20 protein-coding genes are annotated in these 25,174 nt (G+C 39.3%); 13 read left to right on the top strand and 7 right to left on the bottom strand.

The window, feature by feature from the left end; genetic code table 11:
• Positions 1-14 precede the first annotated feature (14 nt).
• Positions 15-2,324 (bottom strand): S9 family peptidase, encoded by a 2,310-nt coding sequence (locus tag HDF25_RS04590; RefSeq protein ID WP_260409319.1) that lies wholly within the window; start codon positions 2,322-2,324, stop codon positions 15-17.
• A gap of 336 nt (positions 2,325-2,660) precedes the next feature.
• Here HDF25_RS04590 and HDF25_RS04585 point away from each other — a divergent pair, with 336 nt between their 5' ends.
• The 5 genes from HDF25_RS04585 to HDF25_RS04565 all read left to right on the top strand — a co-directional run bounded on the left by HDF25_RS04585 (position 2,661) and on the right by HDF25_RS04565 (position 11,843).
• The gene (locus tag HDF25_RS04585; RefSeq protein ID WP_184623230.1) at positions 2,661-5,759 is read left to right on the top strand and encodes a SusC/RagA family TonB-linked outer membrane protein; all 3,099 of its coding nucleotides are present in this window, start codon (positions 2,661-2,663) and stop codon (positions 5,757-5,759) included.
• Between the two features lie 22 nt (positions 5,760-5,781).
• Positions 5,782-7,407, top strand: coding sequence for a RagB/SusD family nutrient uptake outer membrane protein (locus HDF25_RS04580; RefSeq protein WP_184623228.1), 1,626 nt, complete (start codon positions 5,782-5,784; stop codon positions 7,405-7,407).
• Between the two features lie 106 nt (positions 7,408-7,513).
• Positions 7,514-8,530, top strand: a complete 1,017-nt coding sequence (locus tag HDF25_RS04575) for a GntR family transcriptional regulator (RefSeq protein ID WP_184623226.1) — start codon at positions 7,514-7,516, stop codon at positions 8,528-8,530.
• Between the two features lie 109 nt (positions 8,531-8,639).
• The gene (locus tag HDF25_RS04570; RefSeq protein ID WP_260409318.1) at positions 8,640-9,764 is read left to right on the top strand and encodes a glycoside hydrolase family 27 protein; all 1,125 of its coding nucleotides are present in this window, start codon (positions 8,640-8,642) and stop codon (positions 9,762-9,764) included.
• Between the two features lie 18 nt (positions 9,765-9,782).
• On the top strand, positions 9,783-11,843 hold the full coding sequence (locus HDF25_RS04565) for a hypothetical protein (RefSeq protein WP_184623221.1): 2,061 nt from the start codon (positions 9,783-9,785) through the stop codon (positions 11,841-11,843).
• A gap of 36 nt (positions 11,844-11,879) precedes the next feature.
• Here the strand turns inward: HDF25_RS04565 and HDF25_RS04560 are convergent, their stop codons facing one another.
• The 3 genes from HDF25_RS04560 to HDF25_RS04550 are packed head-to-tail and all read right to left on the bottom strand — an operon-like array spanning position 11,880 to position 14,230.
• The gene (locus tag HDF25_RS04560) at positions 11,880-12,731 is read right to left on the bottom strand and encodes a hypothetical protein (protein WP_184623219.1); all 852 of its coding nucleotides are present in this window, start codon (positions 12,729-12,731) and stop codon (positions 11,880-11,882) included.
• A gap of 37 nt (positions 12,732-12,768) precedes the next feature.
• Positions 12,769-13,392 (bottom strand): hypothetical protein, encoded by a 624-nt coding sequence (locus tag HDF25_RS04555; protein ID WP_184623217.1) that lies wholly within the window; start codon positions 13,390-13,392, stop codon positions 12,769-12,771.
• 37 nt (positions 13,393-13,429) lie between these two features.
• Positions 13,430-14,230: an AraC family transcriptional regulator gene (locus HDF25_RS04550; RefSeq protein WP_184623215.1), complete on the bottom strand. Its 801-nt coding sequence runs from the start codon at positions 14,228-14,230 to the stop codon at positions 13,430-13,432.
• A 182-nt stretch (positions 14,231-14,412) separates the two neighbouring features.
• Here HDF25_RS04550 and HDF25_RS04545 point away from each other — a divergent pair, with 182 nt between their 5' ends.
• The 3 genes from HDF25_RS04545 to HDF25_RS04535 all read left to right on the top strand — a co-directional run bounded on the left by HDF25_RS04545 (position 14,413) and on the right by HDF25_RS04535 (position 17,381).
• Positions 14,413-15,417, top strand: coding sequence for an aldo/keto reductase (locus HDF25_RS04545; RefSeq protein ID WP_184623213.1), 1,005 nt, complete (start codon positions 14,413-14,415; stop codon positions 15,415-15,417).
• A gap of 8 nt (positions 15,418-15,425) precedes the next feature.
• Positions 15,426-16,313, top strand: coding sequence for a helix-turn-helix domain-containing protein (locus HDF25_RS04540; RefSeq protein WP_184623211.1), 888 nt, complete (start codon positions 15,426-15,428; stop codon positions 16,311-16,313).
• A 222-nt stretch (positions 16,314-16,535) separates the two neighbouring features.
• On the top strand, positions 16,536-17,381 hold the full coding sequence (locus HDF25_RS04535; RefSeq protein WP_184623209.1) for a class I SAM-dependent methyltransferase: 846 nt from the start codon (positions 16,536-16,538) through the stop codon (positions 17,379-17,381).
• 65 nt (positions 17,382-17,446) lie between these two features.
• Here HDF25_RS04535 and HDF25_RS04530 read toward each other — a convergent pair whose 3' ends face one another.
• Positions 17,447-19,858 (bottom strand): S9 family peptidase, encoded by a 2,412-nt coding sequence (locus HDF25_RS04530; RefSeq protein ID WP_184623207.1) that lies wholly within the window; start codon positions 19,856-19,858, stop codon positions 17,447-17,449.
• Positions 19,858-20,142, bottom strand: a complete 285-nt coding sequence (locus HDF25_RS04525; protein WP_184623204.1) for a hypothetical protein — start codon at positions 20,140-20,142, stop codon at positions 19,858-19,860. Before HDF25_RS04525 ends, HDF25_RS04530 begins: the two co-directional genes overlap by 1 nt.
• Positions 20,143-20,350: 208 nt before the next feature.
• Between HDF25_RS04525 and HDF25_RS04520 the strand changes: the two genes are divergently transcribed.
• Positions 20,351-20,842 (top strand): cupin domain-containing protein, encoded by a 492-nt coding sequence (locus HDF25_RS04520; RefSeq protein WP_184623202.1) that lies wholly within the window; start codon positions 20,351-20,353, stop codon positions 20,840-20,842.
• A gap of 21 nt (positions 20,843-20,863) precedes the next feature.
• Positions 20,864-21,286, top strand: coding sequence for a hypothetical protein (locus HDF25_RS04515; protein WP_184623200.1), 423 nt, complete (start codon positions 20,864-20,866; stop codon positions 21,284-21,286).
• On the opposite strand, the gene HDF25_RS04510 is transcribed toward HDF25_RS04515, so the two are convergent.
• Complete coding sequence (locus HDF25_RS04510; protein WP_184623199.1) at positions 21,283-21,648, bottom strand: glyoxalase; 366 nt, start codon at positions 21,646-21,648, stop codon at positions 21,283-21,285. The two genes, HDF25_RS04515 and HDF25_RS04510, sit on opposite strands and share 4 nt — an antisense overlap.
• 103 nt (positions 21,649-21,751) lie before the next feature.
• On the opposite strand from HDF25_RS04510, the gene HDF25_RS04505 reads away from it, so the two are divergent.
• The 3 genes from HDF25_RS04505 to HDF25_RS04495 all read left to right on the top strand — a co-directional run bounded on the left by HDF25_RS04505 (position 21,752) and on the right by HDF25_RS04495 (position 25,125).
• Entirely contained in the window at positions 21,752-22,564 is an 813-nt protein-coding gene (locus HDF25_RS04505) for a helix-turn-helix domain-containing protein (RefSeq protein ID WP_184623198.1), read from the top strand.
• A 43-nt stretch (positions 22,565-22,607) separates the two neighbouring features.
• Positions 22,608-24,236: a serine hydrolase domain-containing protein gene (locus HDF25_RS04500; RefSeq protein WP_184623197.1), complete on the top strand. Its 1,629-nt coding sequence runs from the start codon at positions 22,608-22,610 to the stop codon at positions 24,234-24,236.
• Between the two features lie 304 nt (positions 24,237-24,540).
• On the top strand, positions 24,541-25,125 hold the full coding sequence (locus HDF25_RS04495) for an RNA polymerase sigma factor (protein ID WP_184623196.1): 585 nt from the start codon (positions 24,541-24,543) through the stop codon (positions 25,123-25,125).
• Positions 25,126-25,174 lie beyond the last annotated feature (49 nt).

The following is a 25,174-nucleotide window of genomic DNA, read 5'->3' as shown; positions in this document are numbered from 1 at the left end:
ATTGTCGGGAAATATTATTGCCCGGTATTTTCAGGTTTAAGCTCATCTGTATTACGGGCGGGAGGTTCAGTGTTTAACAGATGCTTTACAAAAAAATCTCTTTTCTTTTTCCTGCCATAAGGACCGCCGTCGCTATGACCCATTCCCGGGATAGTTAACAGATCAAAATACTTGTTATGTTTGATCAGGGCATCAGCAAAACGATAAGTAGACTCTGGCGGAACATTGGTATCTGCTTCACCCACAATCAACAATAAATTACCCTTTAATTTACCAGCGTTGGTAATGTTTGATTGCTGATCATAGTGTGGCCCAACCGGGTAGCCCATCCATTGTTCATTCCACCATTGCTTATCTATCCTGTTATCATGACATCCACAGGCCGATACTGCAGCCTTATAAAATTCCGGATGGAATAATAGTGCACCGGCAGAATTTTGCCCCCCGGCCGATGTGCCATAAATCCCAACGCGACTGATATCAGCCTGCGGGTATTTTGCAGCCATTGCCTGCATCCATAAAATACGGTCGTCAAAACCGGCATCCGCCAGATTATGCCAGCAGACGTCATGAAAAGCTTTTGACCGGTTAGCTGTGCCCATACCGTCAATTTGTACAACTATAAATCCCAATTGTGCAATGCTCTGCATTTCGTTAATGGGTGAAAAATTCTTGGGAACAAATGAATCCTGTGGGCCGGCGTATATGTTTTCAATAATAGGGTAACTTTTATTGGGCTCCATATTGGCCGGGCGATAGATGACACCCCAGATAGCTGTTTTACCATCACGGCCTTTGGCAACAAATACCTCAGGCAATTTAATTCCCGTAGCTAACAGCTCACCCAGATCCTGGTGTTCCAGTTCAGTTATTGTTTTAAGGCTGGATGTGTTTTTAAGGACAATACGTGGCGCTATATTTATTGCTGAATAGGTATCAATATAATACTTCCTGTCGGGTGAAAAAGTAAGATTGTGATTGCCTTTTTCCGGAGTCAGGTCAAACAGATTTTTGCCGTCAAAACCTATGCGATAATAGTGGATAAAATAAGGATCTTCGTCTGGATTTTTACCACTCGCATTAAACCAGATCTCTCTTTTTTTAACATCTACACTGTCAATATCCCGCACAACCCAGTCACCGGAGGTAATCAGTTTTTCCTTTCCTGTTAATTCATCAACGAGGTAGACATGACGCCATCCGTCTTGTTCGGTAACCCATACAATCTCGTGTGTTTTAGATAAATACTTTGTGTAGGTTCTTTGCTGATAAATAAATGTATTTGTTTTTTCATCTAAGATATTACGCGTTTTTCCAGTCTGTGTATCCACTTCAATTACCCTGAAACGCTGATGGCCCCGATCAACTTTTTCATAAGTAAAATACCGGCTGTTTCCATCACGCCAATTCAATGCCGGTGCGCCAAAAAAGTCAATTTTTTCTGCATCAACCTTTAACTTGCTTTTGTCGGTCATGCTGAAAATAAATGGCTCATAAGAAGTAAATTCATCTCCCGGCTGATCGTACTCATGCGATTTGAGTTGACCACGTGTTGTTCCAGGTACCGAACTTAGAATATAATATACCTCCTTTATTTTTTTAGGGTCGATATGATAAGCCACTAGATGTTTGCTGTCGGGTGCCCATGATAGCTCACCATAAGGTTTATCCAGATTACCATCTGTAGTGAATTGGATTTCGGCAGAGCCTTTTAATGACCTTACATAAATATTACCATCTTTTACAAAAGCGGCCCATTGTTTATCCGGCGAGATAGAATCAGTCATTAATTTCTCCCACAGATACCTGCGTTTTTGTAAAGGTCCATAGGCATCATAGCTTTTAAATAATGTATCGGTTGTAGTTGTGCAATGGTAATTATTCAGGTCGCATTTAAGCCAGTTGTCATTTGTTTTAAATGTGATCTGTTTTTCATCTGCACTGAAGAACATTTTAGTTATACGCAGCTTGCTCACCTGAACTGGTTTGCCAAGGATTGCACTAATGGCATCAGCCATTTGTTTGTTATCAAAAATTTGGTGTGTTAAGCCTTTTTCAGCATCTACCAGATAATAACCGGTCTCGTTATTTTTTATCCGCTTAGTGTACCAAAATTGTTTGTTATTTGGCTGCCAGTTAGGCTTAATGTTGTAATTAATTGCCAACTTCTTCAGCGTCGAATCCAGTTTATCTGCATTGATATAGGATTGTATTACCTGCTGATGATTAGGTAAATATGATGTAGTCTTTGCCGGCTGAGCATATCCCACTGTTATTGAAAAGGCAGAGAGCATAAAAAGGGATGAGTATAAATAGGAACGCATAGAAATAAAGTTATAGAGATCTAAAATTACTTAATAACCCGATTCGCATCCTTCAATATATTATCCATTGTTAGCAGGAAATTATCTTTTAATAAAGATTCCGGACACCGCTACCACCTCTGTTAGTCCCTTCTGAAACGATAATGTAACCACTTTTTTGGTTTAAAAAACTGCGTCAACTCCCTTAAGGAGAGACGGATCTCTTAAAATAAAATTCTGGGTATATAAAAATGTTCTTATGTTTGATATAGAATAGAACAGAATAGAACAGATGTATGTAATTTGAAATAAACCTAAACCAAATAAACTAACCAAAAAACGCGTATGAAATTAAAAATGACTCTCAAAGTAGTAATGCTATTATCTGTAGGTGGGGGGCAGATGGGTTTTATGAACGATCTCTATGCCCAGTCTGTTGTGCAGAAAGTTCATAGGATTACAGGTAAGATAACAGACGAAAAGGGTGAGGGACTTCCCGGCATTTCGATTACTGTTAAAGGAACAACCACAGGTATTTCTTCGGATGGATCAGGTAATTACATGATCAATATTCCTTCGGATAAATCAGTATTGGTTTTCTCTTCTACGGGCTATCTCTCTAAGGAAGTTCCTGTAAATGGCAATTCAAAAATCAATGTTCAGCTCAGTACGGATCAAAAGGCACTCGACGAAGTAGTTGTAGTGGGGTATGGAGTACAAAAGAAAGTTACGGTAACAGGCTCTGTTGCAACTTTAAAGGGTGATGTTTTAAGGGAAAGTCCAGCGGCTAACCTGACTAATGCAATTGCCGGCAGGGTACCAGGCGTAATCGCCAGCAATCGTTCAGGTGAACCTGGGAGCGATTTTTCTTCATTACTGATCCGTGGTATGGGAACCCTGAATGACAATAGTCCACTGATTGTTATTGATGGAGTAGCTAATCGCGGAGCCTTCGAAAGGATGAATCCAGATGATATAGAAAGTATCAGTATACTGAAAGATGCATCTGCTGCTATTTATGGGGCTCAGTCTGCAAATGGGGTAATATTAGTGACAACAAAAAAAGGAAAAACAGGAAAACCAACTATTACCTATAATGGTAGTTATGGCTTTACGCAACCCACTATGTTACCTAAATTGGTGAATGCGGGGCAGTATGCCACTTATATTAATGAGGTCAATGACCGCCTGGGGCAGCCTCATCAATATTCGGCCAGTGATATTCAGAAGTATACTGATGGTAGCGATCCGATTAATTTTCCCAATACCAATTGGTACCATGAAGTGATCAAGAATTTTTCCCCGCAATATCGTCATGCGCTTACTTTAAGCGGGGGGAATGATAAGGTAGATCATTTTATATCAGGAGAATATTTGAATCAGGATGGTATTTTCCGCAATTCGGCTACGAATTATAAGCAATATAACCTGCGTTCTAATATTACTGCCAGGGTTACATCAGACTTTAAGGTCTCGTTAAATGTTTCGGGAAGAGTTGAGGACAGGCATTACTCTAATTATAGCAGCGGTACTATATTTTCGGAAGTATTGTCTGCTTATCCAACCTTACCGGCTTATTATCCGAATGGTCTTCCTGGCCCGGGATTGTCTGAAGGGCGTAATCCGGTGCTGATGGCTTCGGGCGCAACCGGGTATAATAAAATTAAGGATTATTTCCTGCAGTCTGATTTATCATTCGATCTTAAATTGCCAGAAGTAACCAAAGGGCTTTATATCAGTGGGATGGCTGCTTTTGATTTTCATTTTAACAATGGGAAAACGCTGCATGATAACTGGGATGCCTTTCGCTATAATCAAACGACTAATAATTATGACAACCTGCGTAATACCGAAGGACCAATTACATTGAATGAGAATTTTACGAATTATCAATTACAAACCTATAATCTGAAATTAGGTTATGAGCGAAGGTTTGATGAGCATAATGTCAATGCTTTTGTGGCTTATGAACAAAGTGAAAATTATTATGAGGGTATTTCTGCCTATCGGACGGGTTATTTAAGTAGTAAAATTGATCAGATTTTTGTAGGAAGTGATATTGATAAAGATAACGGAAGTGTAGCCGGACAATCTGCCCGCCAGAATTTCTTCGGAAGATTGACTTATAGTTTTAAAGACAGATACCTGGCAGAGTTTATTTTAAGACATGATGGTTCTTTTAATTTTCCGAAGGGTAAACAATGGGGCACTTTTCCAGCACTTTCTCTTGGATGGAGGATCTCTGAAGAAGACTTCTTTAAAAACAGTATTTCTTTTATGAACCAGTTAAAGCTAAAAGCCTCATGGGGTAAACTGGGTAATGATAAAATAGCACCTTACCAGAATCTGCAGCAATATTACTTTGATTCTGGTTATTATTTTGGTGCCAATAGTGACCGGCAGCAGGGACTGTCTGCGGGAGTAGCCCCTAATCCGGGAATAACCTGGGAAGTAGCCAATACAAGTAATGTTGGGCTGGAATCATCTTTCTTCAAAGGCGATCTGAATGTAAATGCGGATTACTTTATTTCTAAACGTAGCAATATCCTGACTGCCAGAAATGCCTCAATTCCTTCCAGTACCGGATTACCAGGTAAACTCCCGTCAGAGAATATTGGCAAGGTAAACAACAGGGGAATTGAACTGGAGGTATTTTACAAACATTCCCTGAACAAGGATTTCTCCTTTAGTATCGGTGGAAATTATACGCATACTAAAAATGAGGTTGTATATATGGATGAAGCAGCTAATGTTCCCGACTGGCAAAAAATACAAGGTCATCCAATGGATTCCTGGTTAGTTTATAAAACTGCGGGTATTTATCATACACAGGCCGAGATTGACAATTCTGTACACCTGGCGGGTACAAAACCAGGTGACATCAGATATGTGGATGTGGATGGAGATCATAAGATTACCGCTAATGATATGGTCAGGGTTTTTGATTCTCCGACACCTCAGAGTGTATTTGCACTGAATTTTGGTGTGCAATATAAAGGTTTCGGATTAAATGTGCTTTTACAGGGACAAGGGCAAGCGAAACAGCTGGTTTTACCACAACAAGGTAATGCAATTACACCACCTACCTGGTTATTTGATAATCGCTGGACTCCCACGAATGTGAATGGAACTTATCCTGCTTCTTTTGACCGTAATGATCCTATAAATAATCGTTATTCTGATTTCTGGCTTCGTGATGCCACATTTCTGAGACTTAAGAATGTAGAGGTTTCCTATACTTTTCCCAAAGCGGTTGTATCCCGGTTGAAACTACAAAGTCTTCGGGTTTTTGTAAACGGCAGTAATTTACTGGTGTTCAGTAAAATTAAAGACTATGATCCTGAATTGAGTGATGTGACAGCGACTCTAAAAAGGGGGAATGGATTAAATGCTGTAACGGGGAGTTATTATCCGCAAACCAGAATATTAAATGCCGGGATCAATGTTTCCCTTTAATCTCAATCTTAAAATGAACAAAATGAAAATTAAGCTATATATATGCTGTTTGAGCTTAAGCCTGTTAGTCGGAATCAGCTCCTGCAAAAAGGATTTCCTGCAGAAAAAACCTCTGGATGCTTATTCAGAGACAGATGTATGGACAGATCTGAATCTTGTACAAACGTTTGTAAATTCGAAATATCAGGCGCTGCCTCATTTCTATAACTGGGGAGCTGCGGCGAACGGACCTGGTCTGTCAACTGCCAGCGATGAAGGATATTCTAAATTTAATTATGAAAGTGTCTTTTTGTGGAATAAAGCAGAGGTTAGTCCTGATAACCTTTCTATGGACAGCTGGTCACCTGATTATAGTTTTATCAGGGATTGCAATGTTTTTTTTCAAAATATAGGAGCAGTCCCGGGTGATGCGGCGATGAAAAAGAGGCTGACCGGAGAAATGAAATTTATCAGAGCCTGGTGCTATTTTAATCTGATTTCACGGTATGGTGGTGTGCCATTGGTTACCAAGGTGTATAGTCTGACTGATGCGAATGTGCTGTCACCCAGAAATTCTTATCAGGAGTGTATGACCTTTGTGATTCAGGAATTGAATGATGCAGCTGCATTGTTGCCTGACAGTTACAGTGGCAGCGATCTTGGCCGTGTAACCAGCGGAGCAGCACTGACATTGAAATCAAGAGCTTTGCTGTACGCTGCAAGCCCTTTGAATAATGTATCAAATGATAACACTAAATGGCAAGCTGCGGCTGACGCTGCTAAGGCGGTAATTGATAAGGGAACTTATAAGTTATATTCTGGAGCAGACTATAAACAGCTTTTCCTGGAAAAATTTAATTCTGAGGTGATTTTGTGTTATGGTATGAACAGTACTTACTGGGATTCTATGCTGGATGTCATGATTGCACCAAACGGATATCATGGCTGGTCGGTATATGCGCCCTCTCAAAACCTGGTTGATGATTTCGAGATGAAGAATGGGAAGATGATTAGTGATCCTGCATCGGGATATGATCCGGCTAATCCTTATCAGAACCGCGACCCACGTTTTAATGCTGCAATTCTTTATAATGGTACGTCATTCAGGGGCAGACCGGTTGAATATTTTAAAGGAGGACTGGATAGTCCGCAGAGTCAGGTAGAAAACTGGAATGCTAGTTTAACTGGCTATAACTGGCGTAAATATGCAGATGAAACACATGATATGGCAGCTACCGGCAGTAATCAGAACTGGATCATCTTTCGTTTGGCCGAAGTTTATTTAAACTATGCAGAAGCTGAGTATGAGTTAGGAAATATGGATCTGGCTACAACATATCTGAATCTTGTACGCAGCCGGTCGAGTGTAAACATGCCTCCGGTGACAGCCAGTTCGACAGCACTTCGGGATGCTATTCGTCACGAACGTGAAATTGAATTCTGTTTTGAAGGTTTGCGGTTTTATGATGTGCGCAGATGGAAAATAGCTAATATTACAGATAACAAACCATTAATGGCAGTGAATATTAGTAAGAATCCGGATGGTTCATTTACTTACAATTACTTCGCCTTACAGCAAAGAAAATTTATAGATGCAAATTATTTGTTTCCTGTGCCCAGGTACGAAATACAAAAAAATAATCTTTTAACACAAAACCCTGGATATTAACAGATAGGTGGGCAGTATGGGGTTTGATAACTCCATACTGTTTTTAATGATTTGAATGTTAGATTTGCTTTGTTAATTACAATCAGCCCGGCATTAGATAAGATATATGAGGAACGTTTTTGAAAAAATACAGGAATTGGAAGCAAATCCAGGATATTCTAAGCATGAACAATTGGTATTGGGCTTTATTAATGCAATTGATGAGAAAATTTTAGTGAAGGGAGACAGGCTCCCATCGGTAAATACCATGATCAAAGAAACTGGTTTTGCCAGAGAAACTATTGTGAAAGGGTATAAAGAGCTGATTGAAAAAGGGATTATAGAATCAAAAAACCGGATGGGTTATTATCTGTCCAATATAGATACACGTCAGATGGCAAAAGTAGCTTTGGTTATGTATGCATTTGATTCTATCCAGGAGACTTTTCATAATGCATTCAGGGCTGCCGTAGGACCAGACATGCATATTGATGTTTTTTTCCATCATCAGAATATCGAAATTTTTGAAACTATCATTAATAATATCAACGGAAAATATAATGTGTACATCGTTACGCCGATGCCACATCCAAAAACTGCCGGAATATTAAAAGTTCTTCCTCCTCATAAATTTTTAATGACAGACCGTTTCGAACCAATGCCAGGTGACTTTTCTTATGTCATCCAGGAATTTGAGCAATCGAGCTACCGGATATTTGTGGAATTACTCGATACCATCAGGCAATTTGATGAAATGGTTTTCTTTTCCCGGCCAAATTCTGATTCTCCGATTGAAATTGTCAGGGCATTCAAAAAATTTGTAAAGGATTATAAGATCAATTATTCGATTAAAAAAGAATATGTCCAGGGTTCTGTAGAGCGGGGGAAAGTCTATTTTGTATGTAATGATACGCAAACCTGGATGCTGCTGAAAGACTGTATAGCGCAAAACATTAAACTGGGAAAGGATATAGGCATTCTTTCGCAAGACGATGATCCTGTGAAGGAAATCATTTGCGATGGGATAACCACCTATTCTGCAGATTTTACTTTAATGGCACAAAAAGCGGCTCATTTTGTACGTACACAAGAAAAGATTCAGGAGATCATTCCCACCGTTTTAAAAAGGCGCAATTCACTTTAAACTTACTGAACTCCCACTAAGACAGGGGAGTAATAAATAGAATATTCAAAATACATCAATTATTATGAGATTAATATTGCTTTTGATATTGAGCATGTCATGCCTTTCTATGCGCGCTCAAAAAAATGAAGAATTAGCTAAAACCCCACCAATGGGATGGAATAGCTGGAACAAATTTGAGTGTAAAATTAATGAAACTATCATCAGAGAGGTAGCAGATGCCATGGCAAGTAATGGGATGAAAAAAGCTGGCTATGAGTATATTATCATTGATGACTGCTGGCAGATAGGCAGGGATAGCTTAGGAAATATCCTGGCAGATCCCGAACGTTTTCCTTCAGGGATGAAAAGTCTTGGGGAGTATATCCATAGCAAAGGATTAAAATTTGGCATCTATTCGGATGCCGGAACAGCAACATGTCAGGGCCGGCCAGGTAGCAGGGGATATGAATTTCAGGATGCCAGAACATATGCAAAATGGGGTGTTGACTTTTTAAAATACGATTGGTGCAACCATGGTAAACAAAGTGCCGAAGCTTCTTATACTTTAATGAGAGATGCAATTAATAAGGCAGGACGGCCGATGGTGTTTAGTATCTGCGAGTGGGGAACAACCAAACCATGGGAATGGGGAAAGAGTGTAGGTCACCTATGGAGAACTACCGAAGACATTATTAATTGTTTCGATTGTACAAATAACTGGGGAGGTTTAGGTGTATTGCAGATCATTGATTTGCATACTGCAATTGGAGATTTTTCCGGTCCCGGACATTGGAATGATCCGGATATGCTTGAAATTGGTAATGGTGTCCTGACACCAAACGAAGAAAGGTTACATATGAGTATGTGGGCTATGTTTTCGGCGCCTTTAATTGCAGGTAATGATATCCGGAACATGTCTGCCGAAACGATGAAAATCCTGACCAATAAGGAAGTATTGGATGTCGATCAGGATAAACTAGGTGTATCTGCCACAAGGTGGATGAAATACAGGGATTTTGAAGTTTGGTTTAAGCCATTAAGTGACGGAAATTATGCTTATTGTATCATTAACAGAAGTAATCAGCCAGTTACCATCAACCAGGATCTGAAGGCCACTATAAAGCAGTATAAAATAGATGGTTCTTACCGCGTCAGGGATCTCTGGAAACATAAAGATATTGGGTCTACCAAAGATAACATGGTCACTACTATTGCTGGTCATGATGTGCTTATGCTTAAATTAACAAAGTAATCTACCTTATTTATCAATATGAAGATATTTCATAAGCAGGTCGCAGTCTTAAGTGTTGTGCTGTTTTTTATAAGTAATGCCCTTTACGCGCAGCAAAATGTGCTGCCCCAACAGATTGACCGTTGGGCTATTCAACAGGATGGAAGTATATTTTGGAAGATCGGTGACCGTCTGCCTCATGCCGATCACATTGAAATGAGTGGTCAGAAGGTCTCTATATGGGTGCAATATGAAGTAGACAGCTTACGCAGGTTACATTTAAAGCGTACGGTTGTTTTTCCAACTTTCAGGATGAAACCTAATGATACGCATGCGAGTTTGATGCAGGTAATCAGTGATGATGAATTGCCAAAGATTTTTATCAATGGCAAACCGCTGAAGGACGATTTGATCAATGGTCATCGGATAGCTGGTTTGCAGGAACAGGTTACCGGGATCAGACAGAACGGGATCATGGAAATATATAGTAAGATTGGCAATCATGGAACGATCAGTCTGAAACGATCTTTGTTTCCTTCAGTAGATAAGGCAATGGCTATAGAAAAACTGGTTTTCGTTAATACTGGTGCGTTGCCTGCTTTGATTTCAATGGATGGTCAGGACCGTGAAATTCGAATAGATACTTCAAGGAGTTATCAGGTGCCGCATAGTCTGATATTGAAGACTACGGGTGATGGTTCGCACCTTGTTCAGCCCGGAGATTCGCTATTGTTTGCTGTTTCTTACCAGGCGGTACCCGACCGTCAGTCTGTTATGAATGCGGCTGTGTTGCCGGAAGAAAATGCGCGTAAGGAACGTATCAGGCAGATTTCTCAGCAATTACAATTGTATACACCGGATGTTACCCTGAATACGGCTTTCGCTTTTGCAAAAATCAGGGCTGCTGAGAGTATTTTTAAAACAAAAGGAGGACTGATGCACGGCCCAGGCGGACTTTCTTATTATGCAGCCATCTGGGCAAACGATGAGGCAGAGTATGTGAATCCATTTTTTGCCTTTTTGGGTGATGATCTGGCAAACCGGTCGGCAATGAATGCTTACCGGATGTTTGCCGCTTATATGAATCCAGAATATAAACCTATTCCAAGTTCTATTGTGGCTGAAGGGGCAAGTTTCTGGAATGGGGCAGGTGACCGTGGTGACCAGGCCATGATCGCCTATGGTGCCTCACGTTATGCATTGGCAAATGGAAATATAGACTCTGCACGTGTATTGTGGCCCTTAATTGAATGGTGCCTGGAGTATTCCAGAAGAAAACTGAATGCAGAAGGAGTGGTGGCTTCTCAAAGTGATGAACTTGAGGGGCGTTTTCCTGCAGGTGAAGCCAATTTGTCTACCAGTTCATTGTATTATGATGCTTTGATTTCGGCCAGTAAGTTAGGTGAATTACTTGGTAAGCCTTCAAAATTAACAGAAGGTTACTTCAACCAGGCAAAAGCGCTGAGGCTCTCGATTGATAAATATTTTGCTGCTGATGTAGAAGGTTTTGATACTTATCGTTATTACAAAGGGAATACAATATTGCGTTCATGGATATGTATGCCGCTTACCGTTGGAATAGATGAACATAAGGAAGGGACTATAAAAGCACTTTTCTCTCCAAGGTTGTTTACTCCGGATGGGTTATTAACGCAAGCCGGTGATAAGACCTTTTGGGATCGGTCAACCTTATATGCTTTAAGAGGTATCCTGGCTGCTGGAGAAACAGATGCTGCGATGTCTTATCTGCAATATTATTCCAGAAGAAGATTATTGGGAGAACATGTGCCATATCCTGTTGAGGCTTATCCGGAAGGGGGGCAACGCCATTTGTCGGCCGAAAGCGGTTTGTACTGCCGGGTATTTACTGAAGGATTATTTGGGATGCGTCCTATAGGTTTTGACAGTTTTAATTGTACGCCCCGAATGCCGAAAGGATGGAACGAAATGGCTTTGAGAAATATCCATTCATTTGGAAATGTTTTCGATCTGGAGATTTCGAGGTTAACGGATAAAAAATTGCTGATCAGCGTGAGGAAAAAGGGTAAGGTATATGAATATCGTATCAATGAAGGAGCTACACAACTGATTAAATTGTAGTTTATAAAAGAGCCGTTCAAAAATGGAACGGCTCTTTTACCTCTCTAATGGGATCAAAAAGTCAAGGTCTTTGTCGTATTCCCATTTTTTTTTCTCTTCATTTAATGAATAGAATTTTACTAAACGGCCTGTCCTTAGTCCGAGGTACTTTTTATCATAGGTAAATACCTCATCAACTTTAACTGGCAGGGGAAAATCATATTCAACCAGGTGTTTGTAATCAAGACCTTCCCTAATGCCCCTTTCTTTACCGTAAAACTGCAGGATATTGTTAGTTTGTACCAATAAACCGAAACTATGGTCACCGTTTCCGTCATATAGAAGAACATGAGTAAAAGGATCAGGAATACGAAACGTATTATTCTCAGCTATATTAAAAGGTTCAAAAGGATGTTCAAAATCTGTAAACACCAATTGATTGTCACAAACAGCGACTATTGCAAGTGTTGATGTTGAAAGCAAATAAATAAATTGATACTTTTTATCTTTTGGAATAGAATAAACAAATGCTGTGTCTTTAACCCTTGGATCATATCCCTGAAGCCTGATCATACTGTCACTTATCAGGGCATACATATTTTCGCTGGCAATAATTTGTTTGGTTCCAGCAGTTATTTCAATTACTGGCAACAAGGGGTGGAAACCAGGAGCTGTTTCTTCCCATTCCATGCTGTTTACCCAGGAGCCTTTAAGCGTTTTTTTATCAGGAGTAACCCCGTTTTTGCGCTGTTGAAAAAAAACTACATGATCCCCTTGCACCACACCCAGGTAGTGTTTAAGTGCTACCATTTTTTGTGTCGGCTGTGCCTGTAAATGAATAGCAGAACATAATGCCAATATTACAATGACCAAACTATACTTTGATTTCATTCCTATGTTACTCATCATTGTTTCTTGTGGAAATCAAATATATAATTATAATAATTTATCTGGTGGCATAACGGTAGATAAAATACCACGTTATCAATATTTGAAATAGAATTACAGAAGGCAATATAAAGGGATAATGCATGATGGGACCGAGCGAACTGGCGCCTGCAAACATAAGAGGAAGATCAAAAATATTGAAAATAACAATGACGGCAAGCAGTGCTTTGCTTCCTTTAAAATACCACCAGCAAAATATACCATAAAAAAATTCTACCCCAAAATTTAAAAAAGGATGATCGATAATTCCAAAACCCCATACAGGCGTAGCCGAAAATGGTGATAATCTTATATCTTTTTCGTGACAGATTATATCGAGAACAATATGGGATAGCACCCCAATTGCAAAGGCAATTGCCAGTTTTTTGTTTTTATATCCCCAGTTAATGATCGAAAATGAAATTGCTGCTGCTACAATACCTGATAGTACAGAATGGGAATAAGGCAAATAGTCGAGGTGTAACTTGCCTCCGGATACAGAAAAATATTCCCATCCGAAATAGTTAAAAAACACCCATAAAATTTCTACGAGCTGAACGGAGATAAGCAAAGGCAACAACGGTAGTGTTGATCCCTTCTTTTTTAGCAACAAAGCAGTTGCGGCATGATTGATTGCATACATAAGATAAAATTTAATTTACCAGGCAAAAATGGCAATCCTATTCCTTGTAAACTTGTATGATCTGGCTATTTTGAAGTAATAGAGAAGGAGAAAGTCCGAACATCTTTTTAAAGGTCCGGTTAAAGTGAGGAGAATCGTAAAATCCACCATCAAGGGCTGCAACTGTCAGGTTTTTTGTCTCCATTAATTGATGAAGTGTGGTTAACAGCTTTCGCCATAAAACGTATTTACGAATGGGGATACCAACCTGATCGGTAAACAAATGAATCAGGCGACCCGGCGAAATGTAAATGGCATCGGCCAATTCCTTGATCTTAACTATGTCTTTACCGGGCTCATTCAATAAAGACAGCACCTTTGTAACTCTATCATCACTAATTGCAATTGCAGTTGTATGAGAAAGTGAAAGCAGGAACCTCTGCACAAGTTTATAAATACTTGTGCTATCGATATTGTTTAATAGAAATGGTTCGATTTCAACAAGAAAATTTTCTGATAAGATAATCGGTAATGCAGCTATTTTTTGCTTATCCAAATAAGTCTTTTTCAATCCACTGCCAATTTTGCTTTCTGGATCAATATTTAAGAGTATAAAAGGTGACTGAAAGGTTTTGCATTCATGTTCCTGGTCAGAATCAATGATCGCTGCTTTTAGCTTAGTTATCGAACCGGACTGTATGATATCTATTGGTCCATCGAAACTAATCACAATCTGGATGGCATGATGTTCGTGAACAACTGTGTCTACCGCATTACCGATATACATAAAATAAGTTGTCGAGAAGAAAAGTAAAGGTCTTGACCCTGATACATTCATAATACCGCATTTTTTAATCATTTTTCCGTGGATTTAAATTAAGATTTATTTTGTCAAACCTGCAATTAAATCTATTTCATAATAAGTGAGATTCTCCCATAAGTCGAAACGTTCATAGACTTTTAAAAATCATTCCTTGATTTGCTTACAAGCTTAAGGGGTTTGCATACATGCGTGCGATTTGGCTTACCGACCTTTGGATCATGGAAATAAAGCAAATAGCATTGGGCAGCCAGGGTTTGGTTGTGCCGGTGATCGGCCTGGGCTGTATGGGCATGACGGGTTTTGAAGAGGCGCATATGTATGGTCCTGCGGATGAGCAGGAAGCCATCGCGACGATCCAGCGTTCGCTTGAGTTGGGTGGTAATTTTTTAGATACTGCCGATCTGTACGGACCGCTGAAGAATGAGCAGTTGATCGCTAAAGCGATCAGTGGTAAACGTGATCAATATATTCTGGCGAGCAAGTTTGGCTGGGAGATCGATGATAACAATAAGGTAACCTGGGCCATCAATGGTAAGAAAGATTATGTAAAGAAATCTTTGGAGCGTTCGCTCAAAAATCTGAATACGGATTACATCGATCTGTATTACCTGCACCGCCTGGATAAAAATACGCCGATCGAGGAAACGGTTGAGGCGATGGCTGAGCTGGTTCAAGAAGGTAAGGTGGGTTATATCGGTTTGTCGGAAGTTTCGTCTGAAACGGTTAAGCGGGCGCATGCCGTGCACCCGATCACTGCCGTACAAAGCGAATACTCTTTGTTCGAGCGGACGGTAGAAGAACGTGGGGTTTTGGCAACCTTAAAGGAACTGGGTATCGGTTTTGTAGCTTACTCACCGCTGGGCCGTGGATTCTTATCTGGACAGATCAAAAGCATCAATGACCTGCCTGAGAATGATTTCCGCAGGGCAATCCCGCGTTTCCAGGGCGTACAGTTCGACAAGAATATTGAATTGGTGAAAGCTATCGAAGTAATGGCTGAAGCCAGGCACGTCACTTCTTCGCAGCTGGCTTTGGCCTGGGTCATGAGCAAAGGCATCCTGCCGATCCCGGGAACGAAACGTCGGAGGTACCTGGAGCAAAACATTGCGGCAACAACTATTGTATTAACTCAGGCGGATCTATCACAACTGGAAAGCATTGTGCCTTTAGGTATGGATACCGGCGCACCTTATGATGAGTTCAGTATGGGCTTAATTGATTAATTTTGTTTATGAACGCCATTAACTCAATATCGGAATTTCACCGTTTGTTATCCTTAACGGAGCCTCACCACCCGTTGGTGAGCGTGATCAATCTGGCGGAAAGTGTTTTTTTGGAAGACGAGATCTGGAAAGGTTTCGTTAACTGCTTTTATTGCGTGGCGCTCAAACGCGAAGCCAAAGGCAAGATCAGGTACGGACAGCAGCATTATGATTACGATAAAGGAGTATTGAGTTTTACTGCGCCTAACCAGGTGCAACAACTGGACCTGCAAAATATGGAATGCGGGTCTGGTTATCTCCTGATCTTTCACCCGGACTTCCTGTTACAGCATACTCTGGCGAACAGCATTCATCACTACGGTTTTTTCGATTACGCGGTTAACGAAGCACTGCACTTGTCGGCCGAGGAAGAAGATGACCTGATCACGATCCTCCATAAAATTGATAAGGAGTGTCAGCATATCGATAAGCATACTCAGGAAATCATTCTGACGCAGATCGAGAGCCTGCTAAAATACTCCAACCGTTTTTATGAACGGCAATTTTTGACCCGCAAGAATAATAATTCAGCGCTGCTGACCAGGTTCGGGCAGTTGATCGATGACTACTTTAACAGCGACGTACAGGGTTTGCTCACGGTACAATATATTGCTGCACAGATGAACCTGTCGCCGAACTACCTGAGTGACCTGCTTCGGGTTCATACCGGGCAGAACACACAGCAGCATATTCATGAGAAACTGATCGCGAAAGCCAAAGAAAAACTTTCCACGACCAGTCTTTCGGTCAGCGAGATCGCCTATGCCTTGGGCTTTGAGCACGCGCAATCCTTTAGCACGCTTTTCAAAAAGAAGACGAATTTATCGCCGCTGGAATTTCGTCAGGCTTTTAACTGATTACCAGGAACAAACTGTGTCCGGCTTGTTCCGGCGTGCTTGTTCTCTGGTTAAACGATGATTCTTACAATAAGATAAGGAGGTATTTTGCTTAACTTGAACAAAATGAATCGTTATATATAATAATTTGATAGCTATTTTTAATTATGCGAAAATTATAAATTCACATTTGGTGAAGCAACGTTTAATCAGTTAACAGCGGTTACCCACTAAAATATAGTTATGAAAGGACTTATTAATAAGTTGAAAGTTCCCGCCACCTCTACCTTGGTATTACACTATGCTGATTCTGTTCATGATACAGGTTTGGAAAGGGAATATTTAGACCAACTTGATTTTAACAATATTGACGAATTAGTAAAATCAATAGCTGAGTCTTGTAAGAATCTTGATAAAATAATTTTATTTAGGAAATTGTATGTCCGTAATTTTTTTAAGCGTATTTACGCTGATGAAGCTTATCCTCAGGTAGTTAGTTTAGGGGCTGGTTGGGATCCAACATCTCTCCACCTCATCAAACAGTATCCTATGCTGATACAGGATATTTTTGAAGTTGATCTGGCTTCTATGGTCGAAAAATCAATCCTTTATAAAAATATTATGCCCGAATGCAATTCTTTGCATTTTATTGAATGTGATCTGATGGATCATGAAAAACTAATAAAAGCGCTAACCTTATCAGGATACAGGTCTATTGTTCCTACTGTTATAGTTTTTGAAGGGGTTATTCATTATATTACGGATGAGGTGTTCCGCTCTATATTAAGACAATTTAAAACAGCCGATAAACGTAATGTTTTTATAATGGATTTCACACTTTCTGAGGAAAGTGTCCCTCTAAGAGGTTTAGAAGAACATCAGAGGTGTTTGCAAATAGTTGGTAAGTATGTCGAAGGAAAATTTAATACACATATGAGATCAGAAATAACTGCATTAATTGAAGAAGCCGGGGGTGAAATAATTTCAATTGAATCTATGCGGGATATCGAATATAAGATCCATCATAAAAATGAAATTTTCCTGGAGGATGGCGAAGGTATTGAAGAGATGCTTGCATTTCGTTTGTAAATGAAACTGGCTTTGGAATTTTAAATAACAAAAAAATCCCTGTCTGAACAGACAGGGATTTCGCATTAATTCTTTAGATATTTCTCTAAAAACTGATCTTGTTCCCAGAGTAAATGGAGAATGTTTTCTTTAGCAGCGTAACCATGACTCTCTTTCGGTAAAAGAACCATTCTTACTGGTGCACCAAGTCCTTTTAAAGCCTGAAAATATCTTTCTGTTTGTAAAGTGAAAGTTCCTGGGTTATTGTCTGCATCACCATGTACCAGTAACAAAGGTGTTTTCATTTTATCAGCGTTCATAAACGGTGACATAGCATTATAAATAGCTGGGATTTCCCAGTAATTTCTTTGCTCTGTCTGAAAACCAAAAGGAGTAAGTGTCCTGTTATATGCACCGCTTCTGGCTATACCACAAGCAAAAAGATTAGAATGGGTAAGCAGGTTAGCTGTCATAAATGCACCATAAGAGTGGCCACCTACAGCAACCTTTTTAGGGTTGATATAACCAAGTTTATTCACTGCATTGATTGCAGCTTCTGCATCGTCTACTAATTGAGATATAAAGTTATCATTAGGCTCTGTTTTTCCTTCCCCAACGATTGGGAATGAAGCATCGTCTAAAACTGCATAACCTTTTGCTACCCAATACACGAATGAACCATAAAAAGGAAAGGTGAATTCATTAGGGTTTTTGGCGCTTTGTCCTGCGCTGTTTTTATCTTTAAACTCTTCTGGATAAGCCCAGATTAATAAAGGTAATTTTTCCTTTTTTGTTCTGTCATACCCGGCAGGGAGGTATAGTGTTCCTGAAAGCTCCAGTCCATCTTTCCTCTTGTACTTGATAACTTCTTTATATACGTCTTTAAGACTTACGAAAGGGTTACTAAATGCAGTGAGTTGCTTTAATGCATCTTTCTTTCTAATATTCCGGATGTAGTAATTCGGAAAATCCGATTTTGATTCTATCCTGACAAGGACATCTCCTTTTTTGATATCAACAAAAGACAAGATCCCTTCTTTTTTGTCCTTATATCCTGATTGATATAATCTATTTGTTTTTAAGGTTTTCAGGTCAAATTCATCCACAAAAGGGAACTGGCCATCTTTGGTATAACCATCTCCAAGTAAATACGCTTTACCATTTTCGAATGCCAGTACGTGTCTGCCATATTGGTTTTTTGTGGTCGCAAATTTTCCCGGATCAGAATAAATATCCTGAGAATTTCTATCCCAGATCAATTTCGGGTTATGACCAGGCTGAGAGGGATCGAATAAAAATGTTTTCTCACTTCTGGTATCATACCACTGTTCGGTTATTACCGCATTTTTTTCGTTACCCCAGCTAATGCCCGCGAAGCGTTGCTGGGTTTTCAATAAGGAGGTCGGTTCTGCCGTAAATGGAGCAGACCATAAAAATACTTCATCTCTGAACTCAACTTTGTTTGCAGGATTACCTTCATCAAGCGCGACTACGAAATACAATGTTGCCGGAACATCTTCTCTCCAGTCCATTTCTCTTCTCCCTTTTTTGACAGCCATAAAACCTTTTGGCATATTCTCATTCAATGGGATATCATTTACCTTTTTAATTTCTTTCCCGTTCAGGTCATAGATCGTAGTTTCCATAGGAAAACGGTTTAAAGGAACCAGGTAAGAAAAGGGCCTTTTAAGGACAGTTACCATCAGGTAATTGCCATCAGGAGAGAAATTTTTCTCGACATACATATCTGCTCCTTTGTATAAGGTCGTCTTTCCGCTAAGATCTACTTTGTATAACTCGGAAGTAGTAACCGTTTCGAAGTTGGTTTCATCAGTTTTATTCTTCAGCAGATCGGGATAAGTTCTGTTTTGGGATTTTGTGCCACCAGAAGTTGATATAGTTGGCCCTGTTGGAAGATCATTCTTAGGATTAATCAAAACAGAACCGTTTTTGGGAAGCATATTCACCAAAAGGTTTTGATTATCCTTAAACCAGCTTAAAGGATTACCTGAGTTGGCATTTAGGGTAGCTTCTGTCAGCTTTCTTGCCTGTGCGTTAGCGATATCTAAAATCCATAATTCTACTCCCTTATCAGTAGTCTGGGTAAAGGCAATCTTCTTTTCATCGGGAGACCAGGAAATGTTCGAAATTTTAGGGTTTGCAGGTAAACCAGCTATCTGAACAGGCTCTTTATCCGCTACTTTTCTAACTTTTAAATTATTGAAAAAAACCTCAGAACTGGAAATGTTTGTCACCGGGTTTATCCTTAATCCACCCAAACGCAATTCGTCCTGGTTTAAATCGGCCAGTGTTTTGTAGGTATTCCTGTAGGAAAGGAGTATATATTCCTTTTTCGTATCCATGGAAACAGATGGAGCACGCTGATAGTCTGCCAGGTCCAGGATCTCTTTGGACGGTTTTTGATAACTGAGGTTTTCCTGGCCAAAAGCGGTCAGGCTTGTCAGTAGTAATAAAACGGGGGTAAATCTTAATCTCATTATTGTTTTTGATATGTATAGGTGAAAAGTGAACCCGAAGCATTTTTAATGCTATCTTTTTGCGCTTTGGCTTGTAAACTGGTCAAAAACACATAATCAGTTTTAAGCAGAATAGTGTAATTGTTCAGCTGTGTGGAACTGAAATTTGAAGAAGTTGGCGCTGGAAGTGCTTGCCGGTACATCGATCTTTGCCATTTGTAGACAGTTTTGTCGTTGACATCTAATGGATCTTTACTGCAGCTGTATAATAAAACCAGGCCTGCAAATAGTGCGAATATTTTCATAATCAGGAATTAATTTGTGTGTGCCAACTAAGATATAAGTTATCAGCAGAATTAACAATGTTTTTAACAGTAATTAACACAAAGTTGCATTTGTGTTTTAAGATAATAGAAAAAAAACCGGACATTTTCTTTATTTTCAGACGTTGAACCTGATCATGTGATTTTTTTCGAAGAAAACGTCTGTTTCATCATCATCCACAATTAAAATATGGAAACCAATATTAGAACTTTTGATCATTTGCAGGGAGAAATTTTTGGCGTTGCCGGAGGTAATTACCGCATTGTTATTTCAGGTAAAGAAACCAATGGTGCCTATGCTGTTATTGAAATGCTTGTTCCTCCGGGAGGTGGTCCGCCGCCACATGCACATATCAATACACAGGAAATGTTTTATCTGATGGAGGGCGAATTAGAGTTTAAGACGGAGGCGGGTAAAAGTATTATTAAAGCGGGAGGGTTTGTGAATATTCCTTTTGGAGGAGCTATTCATTGCTTTAGAAATATCTCAAAAGAAGCCGCCAGGATGCTTTGTACAGTTGTACCGGCGGGTTTGGAAGATGTTTTCAGAGAAATTGGCATACCAGCTCAGCCTGGCGAGTTTTTGCCGGTACCTGAAATGACTGAGAAACGAAAGATCTTGTTGAAAGGGATTGATGAGAAATATGGACAACAAACTTATCCGCGTGATTATCTAGGTTAAATGAAAGAACAAACTCTACTAATGAAATATACTATAAAACTGCTTTTTATTTGGATAGCTGCAGCAGCAACCGGTTGTAGTCATGCTTCGGATGAAATTAAAATACCTTATCAGGCTGTGGCAAAAAATGATACAGCCAGTCTTAAAATCATACTCAAGAAGAAAGAGTTTTATGGGCAATTAGAAGTTAATTATGGCGGATTATATAAAGATTCCGGTGATGTATCCGGAATTGTAAAAGGAGATACTTTAAAAGGAACTTTTTATTATCAGCGTTATGGAAAAGGAACAAAGCGAAGGATTCCGATAGCTTTATTGAAAAAGGATCATAAACTAGTCATGGGCGTGGGAGAGATGGAAGTTTTCATGAATATAACCTTCTTCAAAAAGAGTGTTCCGGTAGATTATCAAAAGGCAAAATTTGTATTTCAGAGAGTACGTTAAATGAAAAATTCCCCGAAGTGCCAGAGGATTCCTGAAGGATCATGCAGAAAACATTCTTTACCCCAGTCTTCGATGCGAATAGGGGTTAATCTGGCGTTTTCATACTTAGCAGGTAAATCTAAAGCCACAAGCTCTTTCCAGTAACGGTCAACACTGTCAACTTCCAGAAAGATCATGGTGTTTTCTATCCATTCCTTCGCGTAGTAATTCTGTAAATAAAAAGATAAAGAACCAGTTTGGAAAACGGACATTTCTGAGTCTATCACACCCTCTTTGAATCCCAGGTCACGGTAAAAACTTCGGGATAGGTTAAAGTCCTTAGCACCGATGAATGGTCTGATTGATTTGCCTTTATGTTCCATAGCGTTAGATTTTAATAGTGCAGCTGTAATCATTTGACTATAGCTAAGTTAACAGATAGTATCCAATTTTTATCTATCTTACTGTATCTTATAAAGAGTACGCATGAATACGCTTAAAACGGGACAATTTTACGGTACTACAAATCAGATTTTACAACTGGATGGTCTGACGATAACAGATACAGAATATACGCATCCGGTCGTTGACTGGCATTATCACGAGAATGCCTATTTTACTTTCCTTCTACAGGGAAATGTTATGGAAGGAAATAAAAAAGAGGTTTATCATTGCTCGGCTGGAGATCTTCTTTTTCACAACTGGCAGGATGCCCATTATAATCGCAAACCCAAAGGTTTTACCCGCGGATTTCATATCGAGTTAAACCAGGACTGGTTCGATCGTTACGATCTTAAGAATAATCTGATCGAAGGTAGTATAAATATACAGCAGCCTGTTATTAAACTGATGATGTACCGTATTTTTGCGGCAACAAAACAAGATGGAATAGCAGTGGCAGCTATAGACAGCCAATTGATAGAATTGTTATCAGTAGCCTCGGGTTCTACTTTTGTAAAAACGAAAGACAGGCCGCAATGGGTAAAATTACTTGAGCAGTTGCTTCATGAAGAACCAAATAGTTATTTGTTTTCCCTGAGCGAGCTTGCGCATCGTATAGGTGTACATCCAATTCATCTTTCAAGAGCTTTTTCAATTTATTTTGGTTGCAATCTTGGCGATTACCTTCGTCAGATCAAACTGCAAAAGGCATTGGGTTTGCTCGCTAACGATAACAATACACTCATCGCTATTGCAGCGGAATGCGGTTTTGCAGATCAGAGCCATTTTATTCGCAGTTTCAAATTGAATCAGCGGATGACACCTCTGGCTTTCCGGAAATTAATGAAAAGATGTTAACAGGATTCTATTTTTAACTGTACTTTTCTTTTAGGTTTGTTTTATGTATCAATCATTTAGAAAGTCGGTCTTGTTATTGATTATCGCAGCGACTATAAATCATCTATCTGCCCAAACCTTAAAGCAGCCTTACGCTGGCCGGATTCTTTTTACTGAAAAGCAACTGGATATAACTGATTCGATTGGGCAGAAGCAAGCGCTGCAGAAACTGTTAGTGACAAATAAAACGAATTTGTTTATCACAGTCTTCCTGAAAAAGACACTAAGCAGTTATCTTCAGGAATTAGCCCCATCTTTAAATCCTGATTCTCTGTCTAAGATTGGTAATTATCAGTTCTCTTTTACTGTAGATGACCGGCTAATTTATCGGACTGAACTCATGCCAGGTGCACCGCGGGCTATTCAACAACAAACTGATGTAACCTGGTGTAAACCACTTATTGATAATCAGCATGAAGGTGGATGGTGGAGTCAGTCAGCATGGAACCGGTTTATGTTTAATGGGGGAGACAGTGCATTGACTGATGGCCCGCATCTGTTAAAGATTAGTATCAGGCCCTATGTTAAAACACAAACGTTAATAGTCGGCGATATTATTGCCGAAGGCCAGTTAGCGTTGATTGTGAAACGGAATCCTGACATTAATACAAAAAAGACGCAATTATCTGTGGTAAGATCATATGAAGGTTTACCTGTGTCTGCTGATGTATTTGACAAGGAAAAGATTAAGGAGCTGAAATCATATATAGAGGCGGATGTTTTTCGTCACGTAACGAGTGTGGTTGCTTTAAAAAATGGAAAAATTCTATTGGAGGAATATTTTAATGGTAGTTCCCGCGATAGTTTGCATGATGTTAGGTCTGTGGGTAAGTCATTTGCTTCGACACTTACAGGGATGGCTATGCGGGACGGCTATATCAAGTCTGTGCAGCAAAGACTTGATAATTTTTATGTATTGAAAGATTATCAGAATTATTCTTCTACCAAGGCCAGAGTTACGCTTAAAGAATTACTGACAATGAGCTCCCGTTTTGATGGTAATGATGATGACGCTGGTTCACCTGGGAATGAAGAGAACATGTATCCAACAGAAAATTGGGTAAAGTTTACGCTCGATCTTCCTCTGGATACCGTAAAATATAACGGACAGTGGCATTATTTTACCTCTGGAGTGATGTTGCTCGGAAGTACACTGGATAAGGTAATACCAGGTGGACTGGATAAATATGCAGATGAAAAACTTTTTAAATCTTTAGGTATCAAAAATTACCGATGGCAGTATACACCGCAGAAGGCACCGAGTACTGCTGGTGGAATCCAGATGAATTCACTCGATTTTGCTAAATATGGTCAGCTTTATGCAAACAAGGGACGTTGGAAAGGACAACAAGTTATACCTGAAAGCTGGGTGAAAGAAACGCTTTCTCATCAGGTTCCTATTACAGGTAAAAAGGATGAGTATTATGGCTATTTGTTTTGGAATAAAATCTACCATCATGGAAGCAAAGAATATGAAGCATATTATTGTTCAGGTAATGGTGGTAATAAGATCTATATTTTCAAAGATATTCCTCTGGTGGTTGTAATTACTGCAACAGCCTATGGCAACGGCTATGCGCATCGGCAAGCTGACCGGATGATTGAAGAATTTATATTACCTGCTGTTCTTTAATAAAATTTATACTTTAATGGGGTTATAAGATGCCGAAATTAATCCGTATGACATATAATTGTGTTTTTTAAATTAAGTGTTTCTGTATACGTCAAAATTCACCTTTTTTTTTAACCGTGTTTTTGTATTCCTTGTGTTTTTCGATTATTTTTTTGGAATATTAAAAAGTTAATAGTTTTTAATTATGTTTACTTCTGTTGTTTTTGGTTTATAGCGGTAATTTTTATTGAAATTCTATTTAATTAGTGTTTTTAACGATTGTAAAGGTAGTGGTTGATGGAAATAAAGGCGAATTTATAGTCTTATGAGTATATATAGTAAATATTCAGATAATGAATTGGTCGAATTGCTGAAATTTAGTGACCGTTCTGCATTTACGGAGATTTACAACCGCTATTGGAGTGTAATGTATGCTCAGGCTTATAAAATGCTTAGGGATGAAGATGAAGCTAAAGATGTAATCCAGGAGGTCTTTAGCAGACTATGGATTAAAGCTGCCGAAACTAAGTCAAGCCATAACTTAGCTGGCCTTTTATATACTGCTGTACGTAATAGAGTATTAAACTTAATTGCGCATAGTAAGATAAGGAGTGATTATGCAACATCTATTGCCACCTTTATCTCAGAAACAGATCCTGATACGCTAGACAGGGTCGATGAAAAACAGCTAATTAAAATCGTAGAACAGGAAATACAAAATTTACCCCCTAAAATGCGGGAGATTTTTGAATTGAGCCGTAAAGAAAACCTTTCTCACAAAGAAATTGCTGAAAAACTATGCCTTTCTGATCAGACGGTGAAAAAACAAGTCCAGAATGCCCTCAAAATTATTAAGCCAAAAATAAGTAATTTGGGTTTCAGCCTGGCGATCTTAATTATTTTCAGATAATTTCAAATTCTTCTACCCCCAAAGTCATTCTGACTGGTTTTGTCTATAA

The sequence above is a fragment of the Pedobacter cryoconitis genome (genome assembly GCF_014207135.1).
GTDB lineage: Bacteria > Bacteroidota > Bacteroidia > Sphingobacteriales > Sphingobacteriaceae > Pedobacter > Pedobacter cryoconitis_D.
Note: the sequence above shows the minus strand (reverse complement) of the source record. Positions and strands in the feature narration are given on the sequence as shown.